This is a genomic window from Pseudomonas defluvii, from assembly GCF_001695625.1.
GTDB classification, from domain to species: domain Bacteria; phylum Pseudomonadota; class Gammaproteobacteria; order Pseudomonadales; family Pseudomonadaceae; genus Aquipseudomonas; species Aquipseudomonas defluvii.
Window position 1 is genome coordinate 31,204 of record NZ_MBPN01000012.1, and the last position, 21,038, is coordinate 52,241.

17 protein-coding genes and 1 pseudogene are annotated in these 21,038 nt (G+C 61.7%); 3 read left to right on the plus strand and 15 right to left on the minus strand.

Annotation, left to right across the window (positions count from 1 at the left end; genetic code table 11):
* Window positions 1-85: 85 nt before the first annotated feature.
* The 11 genes from paaE to paaF form a co-directional block, all read right to left on the minus strand.
* Entirely contained in the window at window positions 86-1,162 is a 1,077-nt protein-coding gene (gene paaE, locus EKA13_RS05495; protein ID WP_065758390.1) for a 1,2-phenylacetyl-CoA epoxidase subunit PaaE, read from the minus strand.
* A 20-nt stretch (window positions 1,163-1,182) separates the two neighbouring features.
* The gene (gene paaD, locus EKA13_RS05500; RefSeq protein ID WP_065758391.1) at window positions 1,183-1,716 is read right to left on the minus strand and encodes a 1,2-phenylacetyl-CoA epoxidase subunit PaaD; all 534 of its coding nucleotides are present in this window, start codon (window positions 1,714-1,716) and stop codon (window positions 1,183-1,185) included.
* Window positions 1,703-2,458 (minus strand): 1,2-phenylacetyl-CoA epoxidase subunit PaaC, encoded by a 756-nt coding sequence (gene paaC / locus EKA13_RS05505; RefSeq protein WP_065758392.1) that lies wholly within the window; start codon window positions 2,456-2,458, stop codon window positions 1,703-1,705. The genes paaD and paaC overlap by 14 nt, the downstream gene beginning before the upstream one ends.
* A 1-nt stretch (window position 2,459) precedes the next feature.
* Entirely contained in the window at window positions 2,460-2,741 is a 282-nt protein-coding gene (paaB, locus tag EKA13_RS05510; RefSeq protein WP_065758393.1) for a 1,2-phenylacetyl-CoA epoxidase subunit PaaB, read from the minus strand.
* A gap of 15 nt (window positions 2,742-2,756) precedes the next feature.
* Complete coding sequence (gene paaA, locus EKA13_RS05515) at window positions 2,757-3,746, minus strand: 1,2-phenylacetyl-CoA epoxidase subunit PaaA (protein WP_065758394.1); 990 nt, start codon at window positions 3,744-3,746, stop codon at window positions 2,757-2,759.
* Window positions 3,747-3,937: 191 nt separating this feature from the next.
* On the minus strand, window positions 3,938-5,248 hold the full coding sequence (paaK, locus tag EKA13_RS05520) for a phenylacetate--CoA ligase PaaK (protein WP_065758395.1): 1,311 nt from the start codon (window positions 5,246-5,248) through the stop codon (window positions 3,938-3,940).
* Window positions 5,249-5,342: 94 nt separating this feature from the next.
* Window positions 5,343-6,554 (minus strand): 3-oxoadipyl-CoA thiolase, encoded by a 1,212-nt coding sequence (gene pcaF / locus EKA13_RS05525; protein WP_065758396.1) that lies wholly within the window; start codon window positions 6,552-6,554, stop codon window positions 5,343-5,345.
* Window positions 6,551-6,991 (minus strand): hydroxyphenylacetyl-CoA thioesterase PaaI, encoded by a 441-nt coding sequence (paaI, locus tag EKA13_RS05530; RefSeq protein WP_065758397.1) that lies wholly within the window; start codon window positions 6,989-6,991, stop codon window positions 6,551-6,553. The genes pcaF and paaI overlap by 4 nt, the downstream gene beginning before the upstream one ends.
* Window positions 6,984-8,501 carry a 3-hydroxyacyl-CoA dehydrogenase PaaH gene (gene paaH, locus EKA13_RS05535; protein WP_065758398.1) on the minus strand — a complete coding sequence of 506 codons (1,518 nt, stop codon included), beginning with the start codon at window positions 8,499-8,501 and terminating at the stop codon, window positions 6,984-6,986. The genes paaI and paaH overlap by 8 nt, the downstream gene beginning before the upstream one ends.
* 2 nt (window positions 8,502-8,503) lie before the next feature.
* Entirely contained in the window at window positions 8,504-9,295 is a 792-nt protein-coding gene (gene paaG / locus EKA13_RS05540) for a 2-(1,2-epoxy-1,2-dihydrophenyl)acetyl-CoA isomerase PaaG (RefSeq protein ID WP_065758399.1), read from the minus strand.
* 53 nt (window positions 9,296-9,348) lie between these two features.
* Entirely contained in the window at window positions 9,349-10,119 is a 771-nt protein-coding gene (gene paaF / locus EKA13_RS05545; protein WP_065758400.1) for a 2,3-dehydroadipyl-CoA hydratase PaaF, read from the minus strand.
* 288 nt (window positions 10,120-10,407) lie between these two features.
* Between paaF and paaY the strand changes: the two genes are divergently transcribed.
* The gene (paaY, locus tag EKA13_RS05550) at window positions 10,408-11,007 is read left to right on the plus strand and encodes a phenylacetic acid degradation protein PaaY (RefSeq protein ID WP_065758401.1); all 600 of its coding nucleotides are present in this window, start codon (window positions 10,408-10,410) and stop codon (window positions 11,005-11,007) included.
* A gap of 77 nt (window positions 11,008-11,084) precedes the next feature.
* Window positions 11,085-12,047, plus strand: coding sequence for a phenylacetic acid degradation operon negative regulatory protein PaaX (gene paaX / locus EKA13_RS05555; RefSeq protein WP_065758402.1), 963 nt, complete (start codon window positions 11,085-11,087; stop codon window positions 12,045-12,047).
* An 11-nt stretch (window positions 12,048-12,058) separates the two neighbouring features.
* On the opposite strand, the gene EKA13_RS05560 is transcribed toward paaX, so the two are convergent.
* From EKA13_RS05560 to wecB, 4 genes and pseudogenes are all read right to left on the minus strand, one after another.
* Window positions 12,059-12,910: a DUF4434 family protein gene (locus EKA13_RS05560; RefSeq protein ID WP_065758403.1), complete on the minus strand. Its 852-nt coding sequence runs from the start codon at window positions 12,908-12,910 to the stop codon at window positions 12,059-12,061.
* Window positions 12,910-15,771, minus strand: a pseudogene (locus EKA13_RS05565) (NfrA family protein). The gene EKA13_RS05560 and the pseudogene EKA13_RS05565 overlap by 1 nt, the downstream one beginning before the upstream one ends.
* A complete protein-coding gene (nfrB, locus tag EKA13_RS05570; RefSeq protein ID WP_065758404.1) occupies window positions 15,768-17,942 on the minus strand; it encodes a cyclic di-3',5'-guanylate-activated glycosyltransferase NfrB in 2,175 nt (724 codons plus the stop codon). The pseudogene EKA13_RS05565 and the gene nfrB overlap by 4 nt, the downstream one beginning before the upstream one ends.
* Complete coding sequence (gene wecB / locus EKA13_RS05575) at window positions 17,939-19,093, minus strand: non-hydrolyzing UDP-N-acetylglucosamine 2-epimerase (RefSeq protein ID WP_065758405.1); 1,155 nt, start codon at window positions 19,091-19,093, stop codon at window positions 17,939-17,941. Before wecB ends, nfrB begins: the two co-directional genes overlap by 4 nt.
* 336 nt (window positions 19,094-19,429) lie before the next feature.
* On the opposite strand from wecB, the gene ilvA reads away from it, so the two are divergent.
* Entirely contained in the window at window positions 19,430-20,992 is a 1,563-nt protein-coding gene (ilvA, locus tag EKA13_RS05580; protein WP_065758406.1) for a threonine ammonia-lyase, biosynthetic, read from the plus strand.
* Window positions 20,993-21,038: the final 46 nt, after the last annotated feature.

A 21,038-nucleotide genomic window follows, 5' to 3' on the forward strand; every position in this document is an offset into this window, starting at 1 on the left:
GGCGCTCTCTTGATCTTTTTTGTAGTTGTTTTGGGGTATTGCCGTCTTGCAGCAGGGGCAGGCATTGCCAGCCCCTGCGAGTGGATCAAAGCTGGTCGAAATCCAGGACGACCTTGTCGCTGACCGGGTAGCTCTGGCACGAGAGCACGTAGCCGGCGGCCACTTCGTAGTCTTCAAGGGCGTGGTTGCTGTCCATCTCCACTTCACCTTCGACGACCTTGCACTTGCAGGTCGAGCACACGCCTGCCTTGCACGAGTAGGGCAGTTCGGCGCCGATGGCATTGCCGGCGTCGAGGATGCTCTGGCTGTTGCGCGGCAGGTCGAAGGCCAGGGCGCGGCCGTCGCTTATCACGGTGATCTGGCTGACCGCCGAATCTGCCTGGCGTGCTGCCTCGCGAGCTTCGCGACGCTGCTCGTTGCCGGCTGCAGCGAACAGCTCGAAATGGATGCGTTCGGCCGCCATGCCGCTGTCCTTGAGGCGGTCGCGGACGATCTCGGTCATGGCCTGTGGTCCGCAGATGAACGCAGCATCAAGGCGCGGCACATCAAGCCAACGGCTGAACAGTTGCCCACACTTGTCCGCATCAATACGGCCGTTATAAAGGTCGATGTCCTGCTGTTCGCGGCTGAAGACAAAAATCAGGTTCAAGCGCTGCAGGTAGCGGTTTTTCAGGTCCTCAAGCTGTTCGCGGAACAGCGCACTGCTGCTGGCGCGATTGCCATAGAGCAGGGTGAAGTGGCTGTTGGGTTCGGTTTCCAGGGTGGTCTTGATGATCGACAGGATCGGGGTAATGCCGCTGCCAGCGGCAACCGCCAGATAGCGGCCCTGTCGTTCAGGGGCGAGGGCGATGTTGAAGCTGCCAGCTGGCGGCATCACCTCGAGCACATCGCCTGCGCTCAGCACGTCGTTGGCGAAGGCCGAGAAGCGACCACCCGGTACCCGCTTGACGGCCACACGCAACTCGCCGTCGTTGACCCCGGTGCAGATTGAATAGGAACGGCGTACTTCCTCACCGTCCAGCTGGGTGCGCATGACCAGGTATTGGCCCTGGGTAAAACGAAACTGCTGGCTGAGCGTCGCCGGCACGTCGAACAGAATCGACACCGCATCGCGGGTTTCTGTGCGCACTTGCTTGACGGTCAGGCTGTGAAATTGGCTCATGGTGGCTCTCCATCACGCGCTTAGATGCACTTGAAGTAATCGAAGGGTTCGCGGCAATCGCAGCAGCGGTACAGGGCTTTGCAGGCGGTCGAGCCAAACTGGCTGAGCAGTTCGGTGTGTGCGCTGCCACATTGCGGGCAGTTCACGGTGCCGTCATCGCCGAGCAGGCTGCGTTTGTTGGCACTGCCCAGCGGGGGCGCGATGCCGTAGGCCAGCAAGCGCTCGCGGCCGGTGCTGGTGATCCAGTCGGTGGTCCAGGCCGGGTGCAACTGTCGTTCGAGCTGCGGCGCGCTGAACCCTGCGTCTTCCAGGGCCTGACGAATATCGGCTTCGATGACTTCAGTGGCGGGGCAACCGGAATAGGTCGGGGTGACCACGACATGCAAATGCCCGGCATTCCAGGCCAGTGCACGAACAATCCCCAGCTCTACCACGCTGATCACGGGCACTTCCGGATCCATGACCCGGCCCAGCACCTGCCAGGCTTGGTCGAGGTCGCCGGGCGCCGCAGCGCGGGCGCCGAGGTCGCTGGCAATCAGCTCACCAGGTTGCATCGGGGTAGGCTCGTGGCAAGAACTGCATTTCAGCCAGCAGCAAGCCCAGGTGCTCGCTGTGCAGGCCCTGACGACCGCTTAGGTAGAAGTGGCAGGCCGGTGCCGGCACGGGCAGGGTGGCGCTGTCGAACGTTCGCTCGACCTGCTGTTGCCAGGCAGTGGCGATCTGCTGCGGGTCGCCGATAAGGCCCGCCGCGTGCAGGCGCTGCTCGACGGCATCGCTGTCGCTCAGCTCGACGGTGAAGCGCCACAGCTGCGGGATGGCTGTGAGCATGCGCTGGTGGCTTTCCTCTGTGCCGTCGCCCAGGCGCTCGACCCACTCGCTGGAGCGGCGCAGGTGATAGGTCACTTCTTTCACGGCCTTGGCGGCGATGCCTTGCAGGCGGCTGTCGCTGGAGTGGGTCAGGCCTTCCAGTACCGCCAGGTGCCAGGCGTCATAGAAGAACTGCTTGAGCACGGTGATGGCATAATCGCCATTGGGTTGCTCGACCAGCAACAGGTTGCGGTAGGCACGCTCGTCGCGGCGGAAGGCCAGGTGATCGGCATCGCGACCGTCATTGGCCAGCTCGGCGGCGTACTCCAGCCAGTTGCGGGCCTGGCCAACCAGGTCCAGGCCAACGTTCATCAAGGCCAGCTCTTCTTCCAGTGCGGGCGCCCGACCGCACCATTCACACAGGCGCTGGCCCTGGATCAGGGCGCTGTCGCCCAAGCGTAGCAGGTATTGGATCAGGTCCTGGTTCATCTTACATATGCCCCACTTCAGCCGGCAGCTCATAGAAGCTGGCATGGCGGTAGACCTTGTCTTCGGCGGGGTCGAACAACGGGTCTTTTTCGTCTGGCGACGAGGCGGTGATCAGTGCCGAGGGCACTACCCAGAGGCTCACCCCTTCGTTGCGGCGGGTGTACAGCTCACGGGCATTTTCGATGGCCATGGCGGCGTCGGCGGCATGTACGCTGCCGACATGCTTGTGGTTCAAACCGTGCTTGCTACGCACGAAAACTTCGAAAAGGGTCCACTCGGACATCTCGGCTACTCCAGATCAGGCGGCGTTCTTGTTGTGTTTTTTACGGGCGTGAGCAACGGCGGCGGCACGTACCCAGGCACCGTCTTCGATGGCCTTGCGACGGGTAGCGAGGCGTTCCTGGTTGCAGGGGCCGTTGCCCTTGAGCACCTCGTAGAACTCTTCCCACTGAATCGCACCGAAGTCGTAGTGGCCGCGTTCAGCGTTCCATTTCAGCTCCGGGTCGGGTGCGGTGCAGCCCAACAGTTCCAGTTGCGGTACGGTCTGGTCGATGAAGCGCTGGCGCAGTTCATCGTTGCTCTGGCGCTTGATCTTCCAGGCCATCGATTGCGCGCTGTTGGGTGAGTGTTCGTCGCTTGGGCCGAACATCATCAGGGCAGGCCACCATAGGCGATTGATGGCGTCCTGAACCATGTCCTTCTGTGCCTGGGTACCGTGACGCATCATGGTCAGGAGGATTTCGTAGCCCTGGCGCTGGTGAAAGCTCTCTTCCTTGCAGATACGGATCATTGCCCGCGAATAGGGGCCGTAACTGGTGCGCTGCAGCACGACCTGGTTGACGATCGCGGCACCGTCGACCAGCCAGCCTACGGCACCCATGTCCGCCCAGTTCAGGGTCGGGTAGTTGAAGATGCTGGAGTACTTGGCTTTGCCGCTGTGCAGCTTGGCGACTTCTTCGTCACGGTCGGCACCCAGGGTTTCCATGGCGCTGTACAGGTACAGGCCGTGGCCCGCTTCGTCCTGGATCTTGGCCATCAGTTGCAGTTTGCGTTTCAGGCTAGGGGCGCGGGTGACCCAGTTGCCTTCGGGCAGCATGCCGACGATTTCCGAGTGGGCGTGCTGGGAAATCTGTCGAATCAGGGTTTGCCGGTAGGCATCGGGCATCCAGTTCTTCGGTTCGATCTTGATTTCCGCATCGATCTTTTCCTGGAACGCGCGCTCCTGCTCGGACATCTCCTCCAGCGTCTTGAGGCGTTTTACGCCGGTCTCAACCAGTTGTGCGTACATGCTGTGTCTCCAGCCTTGAGGGGTGGGCTTGGGCCTGGCAGTAGTTATAAGTGATACATAATCAAATATCAAACACAAAAATACGTGTCGTATAAAATTTTTGTATCGCTTTTACCCGAACAGCGGGCGAAAAAAAGCCCCGCCGAAGCGAGGCTCTTTTCGTGCTGCTGGAATAGCCCTTATGGGGCGGGTTACGTGCGCTTGTCGAACACCCGGCAGGCCTTGCCCTCGGAGCGTTTAATCGAAAACACGGGCTGCAGCACGATACGTGCACTGATGCCGATGTGGGTTTTGATGTGTCGGCTCAGATCGCCGCACAGGGTTTTCTGCTGATCCTCGCCAAGGTGCTGTTGGTCGGGCCTGAGCTCAACGTGTACATCGAGGCTGTCGAGATTGCCATTGCGATACAGATGCATCTCGTAGCACTCGGAAAGCTGTTTTATTTTCAGGACCTGTTCCTCGATCTGGGTCGGGAACACGTTGACACCCCGGATGATCAGCATGTCGTCGCTACGTCCGGTGATCTTGTCGATGCGTCGCATCGGTCGGGCAGTGCCTGGCAACAGGCGAGTGAGGTCGCGGGTGCGATAGCGAATCATCGGCAGCGCCTCTTTGCTCAAGGAGGTGAACACCAGTTCGCCCAACTCACCATCAGGGAGTACCGCCCCGGTCACCGGGTCGATGATCTCGGGGTAGAAATGGTCTTCCCAGACGGTAGGCCCGTCCTTGCTTTCCGCACACTCCATGGCGACGCCCGGCCCCATGATTTCCGAAAGGCCATAAATGTCCAGGGCCGTGATGCCCAGGCGCGACTCAAGGGCGCTGCGTAGCTCAGGTGTCCAGGGCTCGGCGCCGAAAATACCCAGGCGCAGGGCCAGTTGGTGCGGGTCGATGCCTTGGCGCTCGATTTCATCGGCAATGTTCAGCATGTAGGACGGCGTGACCATGATGATGTCGGGCTGGAAGTCACGGATCAGTTGCACCTGCTTCTCGGTCTGGCCGCCGGACATCGGAATCACTGTACAGCCGAGGCGCTCGGCACCGTAGTGGGCGCCAAGGCCGCCTGTGAACAGGCCATAGCCGTAAGACACGTGAACCTTGTCGCCTTTGCGCCCACCGGCGGCACGGATCGAGCGGGCGACCACGTTGGCCCAGGTGTCAATGTCGTTCTGGGTGTAGCCGACCACGGTCGGCTTGCCGGTGGTGCCGCTGGACGCATGCAGCCTGACGACATCGTGCATGGGCACAGCGAACATGCCGTAGGGGTAGTTGTCGCGCAGATCGGCCTTGTAGGTAAACGGGAGTTTTGCCAGGTCGTCGAGGCTGCGGATGTCGTCGGGGTGTACGCCCACTTCGTCGAAGCGCTGACGGTACATGGGGACATTCTGGTAGGCGTGACCGAGGCTCCAGCGCAAGCGCTCCAGCTGATGCTGGCGCAGTTGGTCGATGCTGGCGGTTTCCATCGGGTCGAGCACGGCGGCATTGCTGATCTGCATGTTCATGGGTTCACTCAAATTGTTTTTGTAAGGGCCGGGGCTACCGGCCTGAGTGCATGACGCCAAGAATACCTTGGGCGCCATGGCCTGGGGTGTACGTTCAGCCGTCAAGGCGCTCGATGATCAGCGCAATGCCCTGGCCGACACCGATGCACATGGTGCACAGGGCATAGCGCGCCTGACGCTCCTCCAACTCGATCAACGCGGTGGTCACCAGGCGGGCGCCGCTCATGCCCAGCGGGTGCCCCAGCGCGATCGCACCACCATTGGGGTTGACCCGTGGATCATCGTCGGCGATGCCCAGTTCGCGCAGCACTGCCAACCCTTGTGCGGCAAAGGCTTCATTGAGCTCAATGATATCCATGTCGGCCAGGCTCAGGCCCGACCGCTCCAGAACCTTGCGGGTAGCCGGTACCGGGCCAATGCCCATGATCCGTGGTTCAACCCCGGCGGTGGCCATCGCCACGACCCGGGCGCGAGCTTTAAGGCCATAGCGCTGGGCTTCGGCGCGGCTGGCCAGGAGCAGAGCGCAAGCGCCGTCGTTGACGCCGGAGGCATTGCCTGCGGTGACCGTGCCATTGGCGCGGAACGGGGTGCCGAGTTTCTGCAATTGTTCCAGCGTGGTTTCGGCACGCGGGTGCTCGTCGTGTTCGACAACCTTGGGTGGGCCTTTGCGCTGGGCGATCTGGACGGCGACGATTTCCTTGGCCAGTCGGCCACGGGCCTGCGCCGCGGCGGTGCGCTGCTGGCTACGCAAGGCGAACGCGTCCTGATCGGCACGGGAAATGTTGAACTGTTCGGCGACGTTCTCTGCCGTTTCCGGCATGGAATCGATGCCGTACTGCTGTTGCATCAGCGGGTTGACGAAACGCCAGCCAATGGTGGTGTCGAACAGCTCCGCCTGGCGCGAAAAAGCCTGCTCGGCCTTGCCCATGACCAGTGGTGCACGGGACATCGACTCGACGCCTCCGGCCAGCATCAATCCGGCTTCGCCACTGCGAATGGCCCGGGCCGCACTGCCGATGGCATCCAGGCCCGAGCCGCACAGGCGGTTCAGGGTGGTGCCGGGCACGCTCAGCGGCAAACCGGCCAACAGGGCAGACATGCGCGCGACGTTGCGATTGTCTTCGCCCGCCTGGTTGGCGCAGCCGTAGTACACATCGTCAATGGCGCTCCAGTCCAGTTGTGGGTGGCGCTGCATCAGTGCACGCAGCGGAACCGCACCGAGGTCGTCAGCGCGCACGCCACTGAGCGCTCCGGCGTAGCGGCCAATGGGGGTGCGCAGGGCATCAATGATCAATGCGTCGTTCATGCCGGGGTCTCCGTGTTCAGCACGCTGCCGCGCACTTTGTAGGACTTGCCGTGAAACAGGGCGATCAGTTCGCCCTGCTGGTTTTCAATGCGTACGTCGTAGTTGCCGGTACGGCCGCTGCGGCTTTGTTCGGTGCACGCGGCCGTCAAGGTGTCGCCGAGTCGTGCCGGGGCGATGTAGTCGATGCTGCATCCAATCGCCACGGTGGCATCGTTGTAGCTGTTGCAGGCAAATGCGAAGGCCGAATCCGCCAGGGCGAACAGGTAACCGCCGTGGCAGGTGCCATGGCCCTGGAGCATGTCCTCGCGCACGCTCATGCCGACCCGCGCACTGCCAGGGCCGGTGGCGAGCAGGCGCATGCCCATGCCCTGGCTGGCCTGGTCGCGTTGGAACAGGGCCTGGGCGCAGCGGCTGGCCAGATCAAGACAGTCATTCATGGAACAGGGCTCCTTCGGCCAGTAGCCGACGCAGTTGCAAAGAAGGACGGTAACGTTCTTCGCCGTAAGCGGCCTGCAGGTTGCCCAGCACCTGGACAACCCGCTCGATACCGATGGCATCCGCCCAGGCCAGAGGGCCGCAGGGATAGTTGACCCCCGCGCACATGGCCAGATCCAGGTCCTGAGCGCTGGCAACGCCTTGCAACAGGGCGTCAGCTGCTTCATTGGCCAGCATGGCGACGGTACGCAGTACGCACAGGCCCGGGCTGTCCCGCAGGGCGCTGACGGCGATACCGGCACGGTTGAGCAGTGCGACGACCTGGTCGCGGGCCTGCGTAGGGGTGTCTGCCGCAGTGCTGATGGCCAACCGAGAGGCTTGTTGGTAATCAAGGGCGAGGTCGAGCAGGACCAGGTTGTCCAGACCCTCCTCACGGGCCCGTTGGCTGGCCAATCGACCATCACTCAGCGCCACGGTGGCATCGCCGACCCGCAGCACGCCGCGGCCTGCTCGGCGTACCACGCTGATGCCGCAGGCTGCCAGTCGCGTGACCAGCGGTTCGAGCAGGCCGCTTTCGCCTTCCACGATCAATTGCTCGACCACGGCGGTGCTGTGCAGGTTGCTCGGCTGGGGGCGCACAGCACCTTCACGGTAGTCATAAAAGCCAAGTCCACGCTTGCGACCCAAGTGGCCAGCGTCGACCAACTCTTTCTGGATCAATGAAGGCTGAAAGCGCATGTCCTGGTAGTAGGCGTCAAACACTGAGCAGGTGACGGCATAGTTGACGTCGTGTCCGATCAGGTCTGTCAGCTCGAAGGCGCCCATGCGAAAACCACCGGCTTCGCGCAACAGTGCGTCGAGGCTGGCGCAATCGGCCACACCTTCCTGCAGCAGGCGCAGGCTTTCGGCATAGAACGGGCGAGCCACGCGGTTGACGATAAATCCCGGCGTTGAGCGCGCCAGCACCGGTGTTTTGCCCCAGGCACGGGCGGTGGCAAGGATGCAGGCTGCAACCTCTGGATCGGTGGCCAGGCCGCTGATCACTTCAACCAGTGCCATTAACGGTGCCGGGTTGAAAAAGTGCATGCCGACAACCTGGGCCGGGCGTTGAAGGCCTGCCGCCAGGCGGGTGATGGACAGTGACGAGGTGTTGCTGGCCAGGATGCAGTCACTGCGGCACAGGCCTTCCAGTTCGCTGAACAGTGCCTGTTTGACCTCCAGGTTCTCGACAATGGCCTCGATCACCAGCCCTGCATCGGCCAGAGCCTCAAGGCTGTCGGCTGGCTGCAGCCGGGCGATGCAATCGGTCTGAGCGCTGGCCGCCAGCTTGCCGCTGGCAACGCGTTTGGCCAGCTGTTGGTCGATGTTGGCGATCGCCTGCGCGGCCGCGCCCGGACGATTGTCGTACAGCCGTACCGGGTGCCCGGCCTGGGCGGCCACTTGTGCGATGCCGGCCCCCATGGCGCCTGCGCCGATCACTGCGATCAGGGTGTGCGGGTTCAAGGTGGGCATGTTCAGCACCCCTTGAACACTGGGGTGCGCTTGGCCATGAAGGCACTGACCCCTTCACGGTAGTCTTCGCTACGCCCGGCCAGGCGCTGGAGGTCGCGCTCGAGGGTCAGTTGCTGCTCGAAGCTGTTGTCCAGGCTGGCGTGCAGGCTGCGTTTGATCAGGGCCAGGCCATAGGTCGGCTGAGTCGCCAGGTGTCGGGCCAATTTCAGTGCTTCATCACGCAAGTCGGCATCATCGACACAGCGGTAGATCAAGCCCCACTCCACGGCTTGCTCGGCGCTCAAGCGATCACCCAACAGGGCCAGGGCCTTGGCCCGAGCCATGCCGACCAATCGGGGCAGGGCCCAAGTGCCGGCAGAGTCGGGAATCAGGCCAATCTTGCAGAATGCCTGGATGAAGCTCGCGGAGCGGGCGGCCAGCACCAGGTCGCAGGCCAGCGGAATGTTGGCGCCGGCACCGGCTGCCACGCCGTTGACCGCACAGATAACCGGCATTGGCAGCTCACGCAGCGTGCGGATCAACGGGTTGTAGAAACGCTCGATGGATTCGCCCAGGTCTGGCACTGCTGCACCTGGCGCGACATTGCGGTCGCCCAGGTCCTGACCTGCGCAGAAGCCACGCCCCTCGGCAGTGAGTAACAGTACCCGCGCCTCGCCACTCTGACGCACAGTCTTGAGTGCCTGGCGAACCTCTTCATGCATCTGGGTATTGAAACTGTTCAGTTGCTCGGGGCGATTGAGGCTGAGGCGTGCAACGCCGTCTTCAATGGAAAACAGAATGTGTTCAAACGTCATGGTGGCTGCCTTTGGTTGCAGGTCTGTCAATGTCGCGAAACGGACGCAGGGGCTTACTGGCCGTTGAAGCGGGCTGGGCGTTTTTCCTGGAAGGCGCGAATACCCTCGTTTCGGTCGGCGGTGCCGGCGAGCAAGGTAAAGGCGTGGCGTTCAAAGCGCAGGCCACTGGCCAGGTCGAGGTCCTGCGCCTTCAACAGCGCTTCCTTGGCCAGGCGTACCGCCAGCGGCGCCTTGTTGGCGATGGTGGTAGCGATCTGCAGGGCGCGTTCGATCGTCAGCTCTGGTGGTGTGATTTCACTGACCAACCCGGCCTCCAGTGCACGGCGCGCACTGATGGGCTCGCCGCTCAGAACCATCTGCATGGCAAGCGATTTGCCAACTGCGCGCAGTAACCGTTGGGTGCCGCCTGCGCCCGGCATGATCCCCAGATTGATTTCGGGTTGACCGAACTGGGCATCTTCACCCGCGATCAAGATGTCCGCGTGCATGGCCAGCTCACAGCCGCCGCCCAGGGCATAGCCGTTGACTGCAGCGATCAAGGGCTTGGCGAAGCCGGTGATGCGCTGCCAGTGGGCCTGGCGGGGGTCGTTGAGCATGCCGACGAGGTCGCGCTCAGCCATTTCATTGAGGTCGGCGCCTGCCGCAAACGCCTTGCGGCTACCGGTCAGCACCACAGCGCGGATGTTGTCGTCGTGGCTGCAGCGTTCCAGTTCGTTCGCCAGTTCGGCGAGCAGTTCGGTGCTGAGTGCGTTCAGCGCCTGGGGGCGCTGCAGGGTGATCAGGCACACCGCCTGGTGGGATTGCACGGCAAGTGTTTGCGGCATGGCAAGGACTCTCGCAAGGCGGACGCGGCCTTTGGCCGGACTGGTTTTTTGGACGGGCCCCAGGGCCGTTTTTCCAGAGTATAGCCACAACGTGATACGCAAATACAATACTAAAATAAAATAGCGTGTCCTATATTGACGTGTCTCTTGCTCGCGCCGCGTACTATTTCTGCCGATTTTTGTTGTGGAATTAGTGATTTCTGGATGTTTGGCGCTGTTGCAATGTGATACAAGAAAGACGATTTTGCAGCGAACAAAATTCCAGCTTTAGACGCGAGGAGCGTGCCTATGACGTGTTACAGCCTCGATGAACTGACGCCAGTGGTTGATCCAACGGCTTACGTTCACCCATCCGCCGTGTTGATCGGTGATGTGATCATCGGCCCGCGTTGCTATGTCGGCCCACTGGCCAGCTTGCGCGGTGACTTCGGTCGGATCGTGCTGGAGGAGGGCGCGAACGTTCAGGACACCTGTGTGATGCATGGTTTTCCGGACAGCGACACGGTAGTTGAACGCAATGGCCACGTCGGTCACGGCGCGGTACTGCACGGATGCCGGGTCGGTGCAGATGCCTTGATTGGTATGAATGCAGTAGTGATGGATAACGCGCATATCGCCGCGCGTTCATTCGTTTCGGCCGGTGCGCTGGTCAAGGCTGGTTTCAGTTGCCCAGAGCAATCGTTGGTGCTGGGTTCACCTGCGCAGGTCAAGCGCCGGCTCAGCGATGAGGAAGTGGCCTGGAAGCAGGCCGGTACGCGCGAGTATCAAGTGTTGGCGCAACGCTGCATGGCCTCGCTGCAGGAATGCACGCCACTGAGCGTCGTCGAGGCCGACCGCCGCCGTATCCATGACAGCGGGTTGCGCCCCAAGTCGTCGGGCAGCGCCTGAACAGCGCCCCGGCTGTGCCCTGAATGGTCATTGCTGACTGCCAGGGGTATATTTCTTATTTTTCGACCGGAACGCCCATGTCGTCCCTAGCTCCGCTCACTAAACTGATCGACCGTTTCCAGCAGCAAACGCCCATTCGCGCCAGTTCGTTGATCATCACGCTCTACGGTGATGCCATTGAGCCACATGGCGGTACCGTGTGGCTGGGAAGCCTGATCCAGCTGCTCGAACCCGTTGGGATCAACGAGCGCTTGATTCGCACATCCATTTTTCGCTTGACCAAGGAGAACTGGCTAACGGCTGAAAAAGTCGGGCGGCGCAGCTATTACAGCTTGACCGGCACGGGACGGCGTCGTTTCGACAAGGCCTTCAAGCGGGTCTACGCCAGCACTTTACCGGCCTGGGACGGCTCGTGGTGCCTGGCAATGTTGACTCAACTGCCGGCCGACAAGCGCAAGCAGGTGCGCGAAGAGTTGGAGTGGCAAGGCTTTGGTGCGATTTCTCCGGTGGTGCTGGCGTGTCCACGTTGCGACCGGGCCGATGTGAACGCCACGCTTCTGGACCTCGGCGCACAGGAAGACACACTGCTGTTCGAGACCACTGCACAGGATGTCATGGCTTCAAAAGCACTGCGCATGCAGGTTCGCGAGAGTTGGAACATCGATGAGTTGGCTGCGCATTACAGCGAGTTCATCCAGTTGTTCCGGCCACTGTGGCAAAGCCTGCGCGAGCAGGAGCAACTCGACCCACAGGAATGCTTCCTGGCGCGCATCCTGCTGATTCATGAGTACCGCAAGCTGCTGCTGCGTGACCCGCAGTTGCCTGACGAATTGCTCCCTGGCGATTGGGAAGGGCGTGCAGCGCGACAGTTGTGCCGGAATATCTATCGGTTGATCTATGCGGCAGCCGAGCAGTGGCTGGAGTCGGCGATGGAGACCGCCGACGGGCCGTTGCCGGATGCCAGCGCAGGGTTCTACAAGCGCTTTGGCGGCTTGCCGGTCGGCGCCGGGCCTGGCAGTGAAGCCGATACGGCGGACTAGCAGAAGCTGGCTCAGGTACCGTCTGGCGCGGTCAGGAGGTGCTTGGCCCACGGCCGGTAATGCAATTCAAACACGGCCTGCGGATGGCAGCCTGTGGTGGTTTGCGGTGGAGCGGGGGTGGCCTTGAACGGTTGACCTTCCGCGCTGGTTTGGCGAAACGCTTCACGGATGATGCCAATCTCGCAGGCCAGCGCTGCCGCGTACTGCTGGCGGACGAACTCGGGCAAGCGCTCGGTCCCCGCGCCGTCCTGCCACCATACCGTCAGGCCGAGACGGGCCAATGCCTCCAGCCACTGTGCTTGTCCGTTCGGTGACAGCTTGCCAGTGCTGAAAACACTAAGGTGCATGGGGCCACCTGCTTCGCGCAGGAAGGCTTGCAGCAGCGTGTGCAGCGCCTCACGGCGGTCGGCCTGTTGGAAGTGCAGGTCATCCAGCTCCATGGGCAGGTACCAACCGCTGACCGGAAGCGCCCAGGTGTCCTTTAGCCGTTGCTGCTGAGCCAGCGATTGGCCCAGTTGTGCTTTCCAGTAGGCGATCAGGCCCGCGCCGTCCAGTTCGTCGATACGCCTGTAGTAGGCGTCGTCCATGTGCAGCCCGAGTACCAATTGCAGGCCCTGTTCATGGGCCAGGCGCAGGCTGTTGGCGAGCCAACCCTGGGCGCCGCCAAAGTCCTCGCTGCCGTAGCGGCTCCATTGCACGATCAGGGTCTGGACGCCCTGGTTTGCGGTTTCGCGCCAGAGGGTGCGCCACTGTGCCGGGCTCAGCGCCGCATCGCGGCTGAGCGGCTGGTAAAACAGACGTTCGTCAGCATTGACCAGAACACTCAGTATCAGCAGTAGCACGCCCAGTACGTATCGCCCCATCAGAAGTTCAACTCCACGCCCAGGAGCACGCCGTTGGCATGCTCATATAGATTGCCGCCCAGCGCCTGCTGGTATTCGGTGCGAACTGTCAGATTGCTGCGATAGGCGTTGTAGCGGTCGTCATCGAACCACCATTGCCAGCGCAGGCCGAGGCCGGTGCGCAGGTCCTGACGCCAGTCGTTGCCGGGATCCTGGCTGGAAAACGCCAGAAAACCATAGGGCATCAGTGTTTGCGGGCGGGTCACTGGCAGTTTCCAGGTATGCCCCTGCTGGAAGCGTGATGTCCACTGGTGTTCGCCAGCATGCGTCCACCAGGCGGCGTCCAGGTAGAGAAACCGTTCACTCCAGTGGTTCTCCTCGACACGCCAGTCATTGCGGTAGTCGCCTTGATCGAGGAACGAAGCAGTTGCGCGTAGCAGCAGGTCATTGCTGCTCTGGGCATTACCGCGCAGGTCGACATAGTTGTCAGCGACCTTGCCGGGGCTGAGCAGTTGGCCGAGGCTGAGACCGCTGTAGTGCTGATCGTCGATCTGGCGTTGGTTGTACAACTCGGCGTACAGGTTCAGGTTGGTGGTGCCGAATGGTTTGTAGCGCAGGCCAAGCCCGGTCCCCATGCTTTGGGCATAGTTGCTGCGGTCCTGGCCGCCGAACAGCACTCGGCCATACACCGACAGTGTGCTGCCGTTGCGGCTCGGCTAATCACCCAGGGCATGGTCCCACAGGGCCAACTGAACGTTCTGCGAGGCGGCACGGCGTTGTGGGTTGCTGCTGCGCAGGGTGTCGTTGGTCGAGACGCCGGCCGGCGACCAGGTGCTGGCCAAACTGATGCTGTCGCGTTGCGAAAGGCTTTGATGGGCGCGGCGTTGCCGATAAACACGGGCGGCGAGGCGGATGTCATCGGTACCGTCGTCCACCATGTTCTGTTCCAGGTCGATGATACGGCGCAGTTCCTGGCGGGCTGCCGCGCTGTTTTCAACCTCGTCGTAGCGCCAGGCCAGGGTTTCGCCAATGCGGTAGTCTTCCGGAAAGTCGTGGCTGGCCTGTATCAGGTAGGGCAGCGATTGCCTACGCAGTTGTGGTGTATCGGCGGCGGCCAGGCGCACGCCGTAGTCGGCGCGATAGCGCGGGTTTTCGGGGGCGAGCCGTGCCGCTTCTGCCAGCCATTCATGGCTCTGCTGCGGCTCGTTGGCGTGCTGTGCGGTCACGGAGGCTGCATAGTAGTGATCGGCGCGCGGCTGATGTCGCAGCGCTTCGCGTTGCAGGGCCATGGCTTCGGCGAAAGCGCCACGGCGTTGCGCAATGGCCGCGCCCAATGCCCAGTCGTCGGCGCTGCTGTGTGGCGCAGCACGCCAATGCACCCAGGCCTCTTGAGTGTGGTTGCTGTTCAAGGCGCTACGGGCGGCGGTAAGTCGGGCATTGGCCGTCCACTGCTCGGAGGGCAGTTGCTGCCAGATCCTGTAGGCGGCTTCGGCGTCGCCCGCCGCGTCCAGTGCATAGGCCAATGGCACTTGGCTGGCCGGGTCGCCACGTCGTACGGCCGCCTGGTAATAGGCGACGGCCACTCCGGGGCGTTCTGGCATCGCGCAGCGGCCCAGCGCACGCAACTCACCGATTTCATGAGGTATTGGCGGGGTCGCTGCGCGAACGACTTCGCAGTGACCACTCTGTGCCAAGCGTGCCAGCAGTTGCTCGCGGCTGGCGCTGTCGAGTTGCGGGATCAGGGTTTTCGCACGGCCTGCATCCAGTGGCCTGTCGACGCGACTGTACAATCCACCTAGCCGTTGCAGTAACACCGGTGGCCAGGGACCTTGGCGACGGTCGTAGGCCAGTTCGAGCAAGTGTTGTGCACGGTCATCCTGATGGTGTGTGAGTTGTAGGTAGGTGACCTGATCCAGCGCCTCCAGGCTACCGTTGAGGTGATAAAGGCGCTCCCAGGCATCAATGGCTTCACCTGGGTGATCGAGAGGATGCGCCATGGCTTCGACCGGCAGGCGTTGAGCCAAGGCCCTGCGGTCGCTTTGCTGGACGAGCTCCCTCAGTTGCTGACGCCGTTGCGGTTGCTCAAGCTCCTGCTTGGGTAATGCTTGCAGCCAGCGCAGTGCCAGGTTCTTTTGATCCAGCGCGATGGCTCGGTCGATCATCGCCAGGCGCATTTGGCGTGCCGCTTCGGCAGACGGCGGCTTGGTCAACAGTGCGCTGAGTGCTGTTTCGTCCAGGCGCTGGACGTAAGCATTGGCCAGGCGCCGCCACGGTTCTTCAGGCAACGGCCCGCGCGCGGCCAAAGGCGCGAGCTGTGCTATGGTTTGCTCACTGTTGTGCAGTTGCTCGGCCCAGTTGGCGCGCGCCATGCGCAGCAGACGATCATCACCTTTGCCAGGCAGTTGGTTGAGCCATTCCAATGCCCGTTGGGCGCCCCCGAATTTGGCCAGGCTCAGGCTATAGGCTTGCCATAAGCGTATGCGTTGCGTGAGGTCACTGTCCGCGATCCACCGCTCGACCTGGCTTTTACCGGGCGGGTCTTGCTCAATCCAGGTCAGGCGCAGTTGCAGCAGGGCGTCGGCGTGATCTGCGCTGGCGCCAAAGGCTTCGGCCACCTGTACAGCCTCGCGGTAGCGTCGTTGCCGGGTAAGCGCCTCGATCAGCAGGGCGCGTGCATCATCGTTGTTGGGTACTTTCTCCAGCAGGTGCCGGGTCAACCGCTCGACCTCTTGCCAGTTGTTGTTGCGCGCCTCGCGGTAGCTGCGGTCCATATAGGGAAAGCTGCGGAATCGCTCAAAACTACTGAGCGGCGCGGCGAGCGTCTGTGAACTGATGCACGCTACCAGCAGGCTGGTGAAAATCAGCAGTGGACGTCGTTTCATGCCACTTCCTGTGCCATCTGATAGGCGATCCGCAGCTCGGCGGCCTGCTCGGCCAGCGCTTCCTGAAGAACCTCGGCGGTAATCAAACCGCGCGCAACCAGGTGCTCGCCGATCGACATCTGCTCCGGGTTGTAGTCAATGAGTACCTGATTGAACAGGCTGCTTGGCAAAATACCACGCACCTGCAGCAGTGCGCCAAGCATGACCTGGTGATGGCTGACCCGCTCAAGGAGCGCAGCGTCGTCCTGATGCTTGGCCAGCACTGCGAGCATTTGCCGCGTGTCCTCCGGTTGCCAGGGGCTGGGGTAGTGATAACTCAATCCCAGGGTGACTCGCCCTTGGGGGGCCAGTTGGCAGCGTACGGGACGTTTCAACTGGCGACTGATCACACCCAGCGCCACCTGGCTGACAGGCCCCTCGCTGGCCAGAACCAGCGTCGGGCCGTCTTCAGCGACCGGCAGCACCGCATAGAGAATAGCCAGCCGACGAGGCAAGAGGGTAATCAGCGCCGGGGGAATGTTGAACGGGTTGAGCAGTGCCCACGCCATGTCAAATTGCTCGGCAAGTGCCTGGACCAACTGCTCGCTGTCGATCAGTCCTCGCAACAGCAGCTCACGCCCCAGGCGCCGGCGTACCGGGCTGGTCAGGGCATCCTGCAGTTGTGCTTCGCTGATCAGCCCCTTGGCGACCAAACGCTGCCCCAACGGTTCGCGCATGGGGGTGGTCAGCGCTGGAAACTCATGAGTGGTCTTGTCCCAGGCGACCCGTCGTGAGTCGCCCATCTCCAAGACTTGGCGCAGGGCTCGCAGGTTGGCGAAAAAATTGACGAAATTGCTCCACATCATTCGGGGTGCCGAAAGCAGGCCCTCAATGATGCCGTAGTAACGGGTGACGAAATAACCGCGCTGAAGCAAACGGTTGATCAACAGCAGGCCGTTGAGCCAGAGCAGCGTCGACAACAGGGCGCTGTCGGACAGGATGGACGGGAAGCGCCAGGCGTCGGGCGCGATCACCGTCACCAGCCACATGGCCAGCAACACCAGGAACAACAGGTTAACCAGAAAGCTCAGCAGGTAGGCAAACAGCCCACGGCGATCGCGCCAGAGGAAGTAGTTGAGTGCCGCTATGCGGCTCCAGCCCAGGTTGCTGGTGCCCTGAAAGACAATCCCCACGATCCAGCGCGACTTCTGGCGGATCGCGTGTCGCCAGTCACGCGGAAAGTGTTCGCGCACGCAGATTACCTGGGCAAATTCACGGCTCATGCCCCAATGCCACTCGCGCTTGAGCGCAAGTTGCGGGTCGCTTATCGAATAACGGGCAAAGATGCACTTCATGCCTTTGCGCTTGAGCCTGAAGCCGATGTCGTAGTCTTCGGTCAGGCTCTGTACATCGAATGCGATACCGTCGCCGTCTTCAAGTAGTGCCGTGATAGCCCGGCGGCTGAAGCAGGTACCGACACCGGCGCTGGGAACCTGGCCGCTGAGCGCTTCGCGGACAATGACATCCTTGCCATGGTTTTCGGCGAACTCATCGACGTAATGACCTGCCGTGAACCCGTGCCATTGGGGGGCGAAGGGGTAGACCGGTATCTGAATCATGTCCTTGTCGGGCAGCAAGTAGTTGAACAGCCGCAACTCCATCGGCGAGATGACATCCTCGGCGTCATGCAGGATGTAACCGGCGAACTCGATTCTCGCATCGCGCTGGAAGCGCAGGATCGCGTCGATGATGTTGTTCAGGCAGTCGGCCTTGCTGGTGGGGCCGGGGCGGGCACAGATGACTTTGTGAACATTGGGATAATGTAGGCACACCGCGTCGACATCGGCCTGGGTTTGCGGGTCGTTGGGGTAGGTGCCGACAAAGATCTGGTAGTTCTCGTAATCGAGTGTGGAGGCTGCCAAGCGGGCCATCTCGCCAACGACGCCCACTTCGTGCCAGGCAGGCACCATGATTGCCAGCGGTTTTTCCGGTACCTCGAACAGGCGGCGTTCGTCGGCGCGCGCATATTTGTCATAGATGCGAAAGCGTCGTATGAGTTTGCGCAACCAATAGATCAGGTCGATGAACAGATCGTCGAGCCCGAGCAGGAACATCAGGCTGGCCAGTACGATGGCCAGCAGCTTGAGGCCGAACAGCACGTAGGTCAGGGCGTCGACCAGGCCCAGGCTCATGAGATCTCTCGCCCGTTGGCGTTGTCCTCGAGCCAGCGGCTCAGCCGTTCGGCAATGCGCTCGCTGGCATGTCCGTCACCATAAGGGCTGAACACCCGGCTCATGCGCTGGTAGTGGTCAGGCTCTTCAAGCAGGCGGCTGGTTTCCTTGACGATCCGTTCGGTCTGGGTGCCCACCAGCAACACCGTGCCACCCTCCAGTACCGAGGGCCGCTCCGTTACCTTGCGCAGCACCAGCAGTGGCTTGCCCAGTGCCGGTGCTTCTTCCTGGATTCCTCCGGAATCGCTCAGGATCAAGTAGGCGCGGTCCATTAGCCAGACAAAGTGTCGATAGTCCTGAGGGGCGACCAGCAGGATGTTCGGCTGATGTGAAAGAACCGAGTAGACGGCCTTCTGGACGTGCGGATTAAGATGCACCGGGTAGACGAACTGAACCTCGGGGTAACGCAGGGCCAGCTCGGCGATGGCCAGGCAGATACGCTCAAAGCCATGCCCGAAGTTTTCCCGGCGATGGCCAGTGATCAGCACCATGCGCTGGTCATCGCGCAAGGCTGACAGTGGCGAGGCGGTTGCCGGTTTCCAGTGGCTGCTCTTGAGGTGTTCGCGCATCCACAGCAAGGCATCGATGACCGTATTGCCGGTCACTTCGATCTGCTCCAGCACGACCCCTTCGTGCAGCAGGTTATCGCGGGCCTTCTTGGTCGGGGGGAAATGCAGGTCGGCGATGATCGTGGTCATACGGCGATTGGCTTCCTCGGGCCAGGGCGCCTTGAGGTTTCCGGTGCGCAGGCCGGCCTCGACATGGGCAATGGGGATATGGCGGTTGAAGGCACAGAGCGCAGCAATGAAACTGGTGGTGGTATCACCGTGAACAAGGACGATATCCGGTTTTACCTGCTCGTAGTAAAGGTCGAGCTTACCCAGCAACTGTTGGGACAATTCGTTGAGACTCTGGTTGTCGGTCATGACCTGAAGGTCGATGTCGACGGTCAGGCAGAAGTCCTTCAGAACGTGATTGAGCATTTCCCGGTGTTGCCCGCTGGAGCAGATGTTCAGCGCGATGTCGGGCCATTGGCGCAATACCCTCGCCAGCGGCGCCATCTTGATCGCTTCGGGGCGTGTGCCGAAAACCATCATGACTTTATAGGGCATGTTCGTGCTCCTCATAGCCTCCTTGCGCGTGCTAGAAGTTGTACGGTAATCATGTCCTGTAAACGCTAGATACAAGCAGTTGCCCGAAAGCTTGTCCAATCGCTTGGTCGGACGCTTGAGGCCAAGCGGGGCGGCAAGCCTAGCACAAGTCGTTGACGTGAGGGGGAGACCTGAGCTAGTTTCCTCCTCATGACTTTACTCCCGCATTTGCCTCAGCACAGCATTATTACCGCCATTATCGTTTTGGCGGGCTAGCTGGCACTTGCACCGAACCCGCCCTGGAGGCGGGTTCTTTCTCTCTCTCCTGGGCACTTTGAAAAAAACCAGGAGTCACCGATGACCAGCCTTACCGCTTGCCCCAGCGTACCCACCGTCTTGACCACGATGCTGTCGGACTATGTGCGCAGGATTCTTGCCGCACCGGTGTATGACCTGGCCATTGAAACACCACTGCAATCGGCCCGTGCACTATCGGCTGCCTTGGGCAACGAGGTGTTGCTCAAGCGTGAAGACCTGCAGCCCACCTTTTCCTTCAAGATCCGTGGCGCGTATACCCGATTGAGTGCCTTGACTGCCGCCCAGCGCGCCTCTGGCGTGGTCACCGCGTCGGCAGGCAACCATGCTCAAGGCGTTGCCTTGGCCGCCCGCGAGTTGGCCATGACCGCCACTATCGTAATGCCAACCACCACCCCTGAACTGAAGGTCGAAGGTGTGCGTTCCCGTGGTGGCCACGTGGTGTTGCACGGTGACAGCTTCCCTCAAGCCCTGGCTCATGCGCTGACGTTGGCCGACACCGAGGGCATGACCTTTGTGCCGCCCTTCGATGACCCGGACGTCATTGCCGGGCAGGGCACTGTCGCCATGGAAATCCTTCGTCAGCAGCCTGGCAACCTGGATGCGATCTTCGTGCCGGTCGGTGGTGGTGGGTTGATCGCGGGGATCGCGGCGTATGTGAAGTACCTGCGTCCGCAGGTCAAGGTCATTGGTGTAGAACCGGCAGACTCCAACTGCCTGCAAGCGGCCATGGCGGCCGGGGAGCGGGTGGTACTGTCACAGGTCGGCAGTTTCGCAGACGGTGTGGCCGTGGCGCAGATCGGTGCGCATTGTTTTGACGTGTGTCGTCACTTCGTGGATGAGGTGATCACGGTTGGCAACGATGAAATCTGCGCGGCGATCAAGGATATCTATGACGACACCCGTTCGATCACCGAACCATCGGGCGCATTGGCTGTCGCCGGCATCAAGCGGTATGTGGCGTCGCGCGGTGTGACGGGGCAGACGCTGGTGGCCATCGATTCGGGGGCCAACGTCAACTTCGACCGGTTGCGGCACGTAGCCGAACGCGCAGAACTGGGGGAGCAACGTGAAGCGATCATCGCGGTGACCATCCCGGAACAACCCGGCAGCTTCAGGGCGTTCTGCCAGGCGCTGGGCAAGCGTCAGATCACCGAGTTCAATTACCGCTACTACCCCGGCAAGGAGGCTCGCCTGTTCGTGGGCGTGCAAACCCACCCCCAGCGGGATCCTCGTGCGCAGTTGTTGTCGAGCCTGCGTGATCAGGGCTACAGCGTGCTAGACCTGACGGATAACGAACTGGCCAAGCTGCACATTCGCCATACGGTTGGCGGCCATGCTGGTCCCGGTGCCAACGAACGGGTCCTGCGCTTTGAGTTTCCTGAGCGCCCAGGTGCCTTGCTGGCGTTCCTTGAACGGCTGGGCAAGCGCTGGAACATCAGCCTGTTTCACTACCGCAACCACGGTGCGGCTGAAGCCCGGGTGTTTACCGCTCTTGAAGTGCCAGAAGAGGAGCGTGCGGAGTTACCCGCGATGCTGGACGCCATAGGCTATCGCTACTGGGACGAAACGGATAATCCGGCCTACCAGTTGTTTCTGGGTTAAGCCCTTCGTTGCCACAGATCAACACGCCGTTCTGCCTACAGGTAGA

Bases quoted from the DNA above. Each gene is read 5' to 3' on its own strand.
- paaE (WP_065758390.1), bottom strand. From the start codon at position 1,162: ATGAGCCAATTTCACAGCCTGACCGTCAAGCAAGTGCGCACAGAAACC.
- paaD (WP_065758391.1), bottom strand. From the start codon at position 1,716: ATGCAACCTGGTGAGCTGATTGCCAGCGACCTCGGCGCCCGCGCTGCG.
- paaC (WP_065758392.1), bottom strand. From the start codon at position 2,458: ATGAACCAGGACCTGATCCAATACCTGCTACGCTTGGGCGACAGCGCC.
- paaB (WP_065758393.1), bottom strand. From the start codon at position 2,741: ATGTCCGAGTGGACCCTTTTCGAAGTTTTCGTGCGTAGCAAGCACGGT.
- paaA (WP_065758394.1), bottom strand. From the start codon at position 3,746: ATGTACGCACAACTGGTTGAGACCGGCGTAAAACGCCTCAAGACGCTG.
- paaK (WP_065758395.1), bottom strand. From the start codon at position 5,248: ATGAACATGCAGATCAGCAATGCCGCCGTGCTCGACCCGATGGAAACC.
- pcaF (WP_065758396.1), bottom strand. From the start codon at position 6,554: ATGAACGACGCATTGATCATTGATGCCCTGCGCACCCCCATTGGCCGC.
- paaI (WP_065758397.1), bottom strand. From the start codon at position 6,991: ATGAATGACTGTCTTGATCTGGCCAGCCGCTGCGCCCAGGCCCTGTTC.
- paaH (WP_065758398.1), bottom strand. From the start codon at position 8,501: ATGCCCACCTTGAACCCGCACACCCTGATCGCAGTGATCGGCGCAGGC.
- paaG (WP_065758399.1), bottom strand. From the start codon at position 9,295: ATGACGTTTGAACACATTCTGTTTTCCATTGAAGACGGCGTTGCACGC.
- paaF (WP_065758400.1), bottom strand. From the start codon at position 10,119: ATGCCGCAAACACTTGCCGTGCAATCCCACCAGGCGGTGTGCCTGATC.
- paaY (WP_065758401.1), top strand. From the start codon at position 10,408: ATGACGTGTTACAGCCTCGATGAACTGACGCCAGTGGTTGATCCAACG.
- paaX (WP_065758402.1), top strand. From the start codon at position 11,085: ATGTCGTCCCTAGCTCCGCTCACTAAACTGATCGACCGTTTCCAGCAG.
- EKA13_RS05560 (WP_065758403.1), bottom strand. From the start codon at position 12,910: ATGGGGCGATACGTACTGGGCGTGCTACTGCTGATACTGAGTGTTCTG.
- nfrB (WP_065758404.1), bottom strand. From the start codon at position 17,942: ATGAGCCTGGGCCTGGTCGACGCCCTGACCTACGTGCTGTTCGGCCTC.
- wecB (WP_065758405.1), bottom strand. From the start codon at position 19,093: ATGCCCTATAAAGTCATGATGGTTTTCGGCACACGCCCCGAAGCGATC.
- ilvA (WP_065758406.1), top strand. From the start codon at position 19,430: ATGACCAGCCTTACCGCTTGCCCCAGCGTACCCACCGTCTTGACCACG.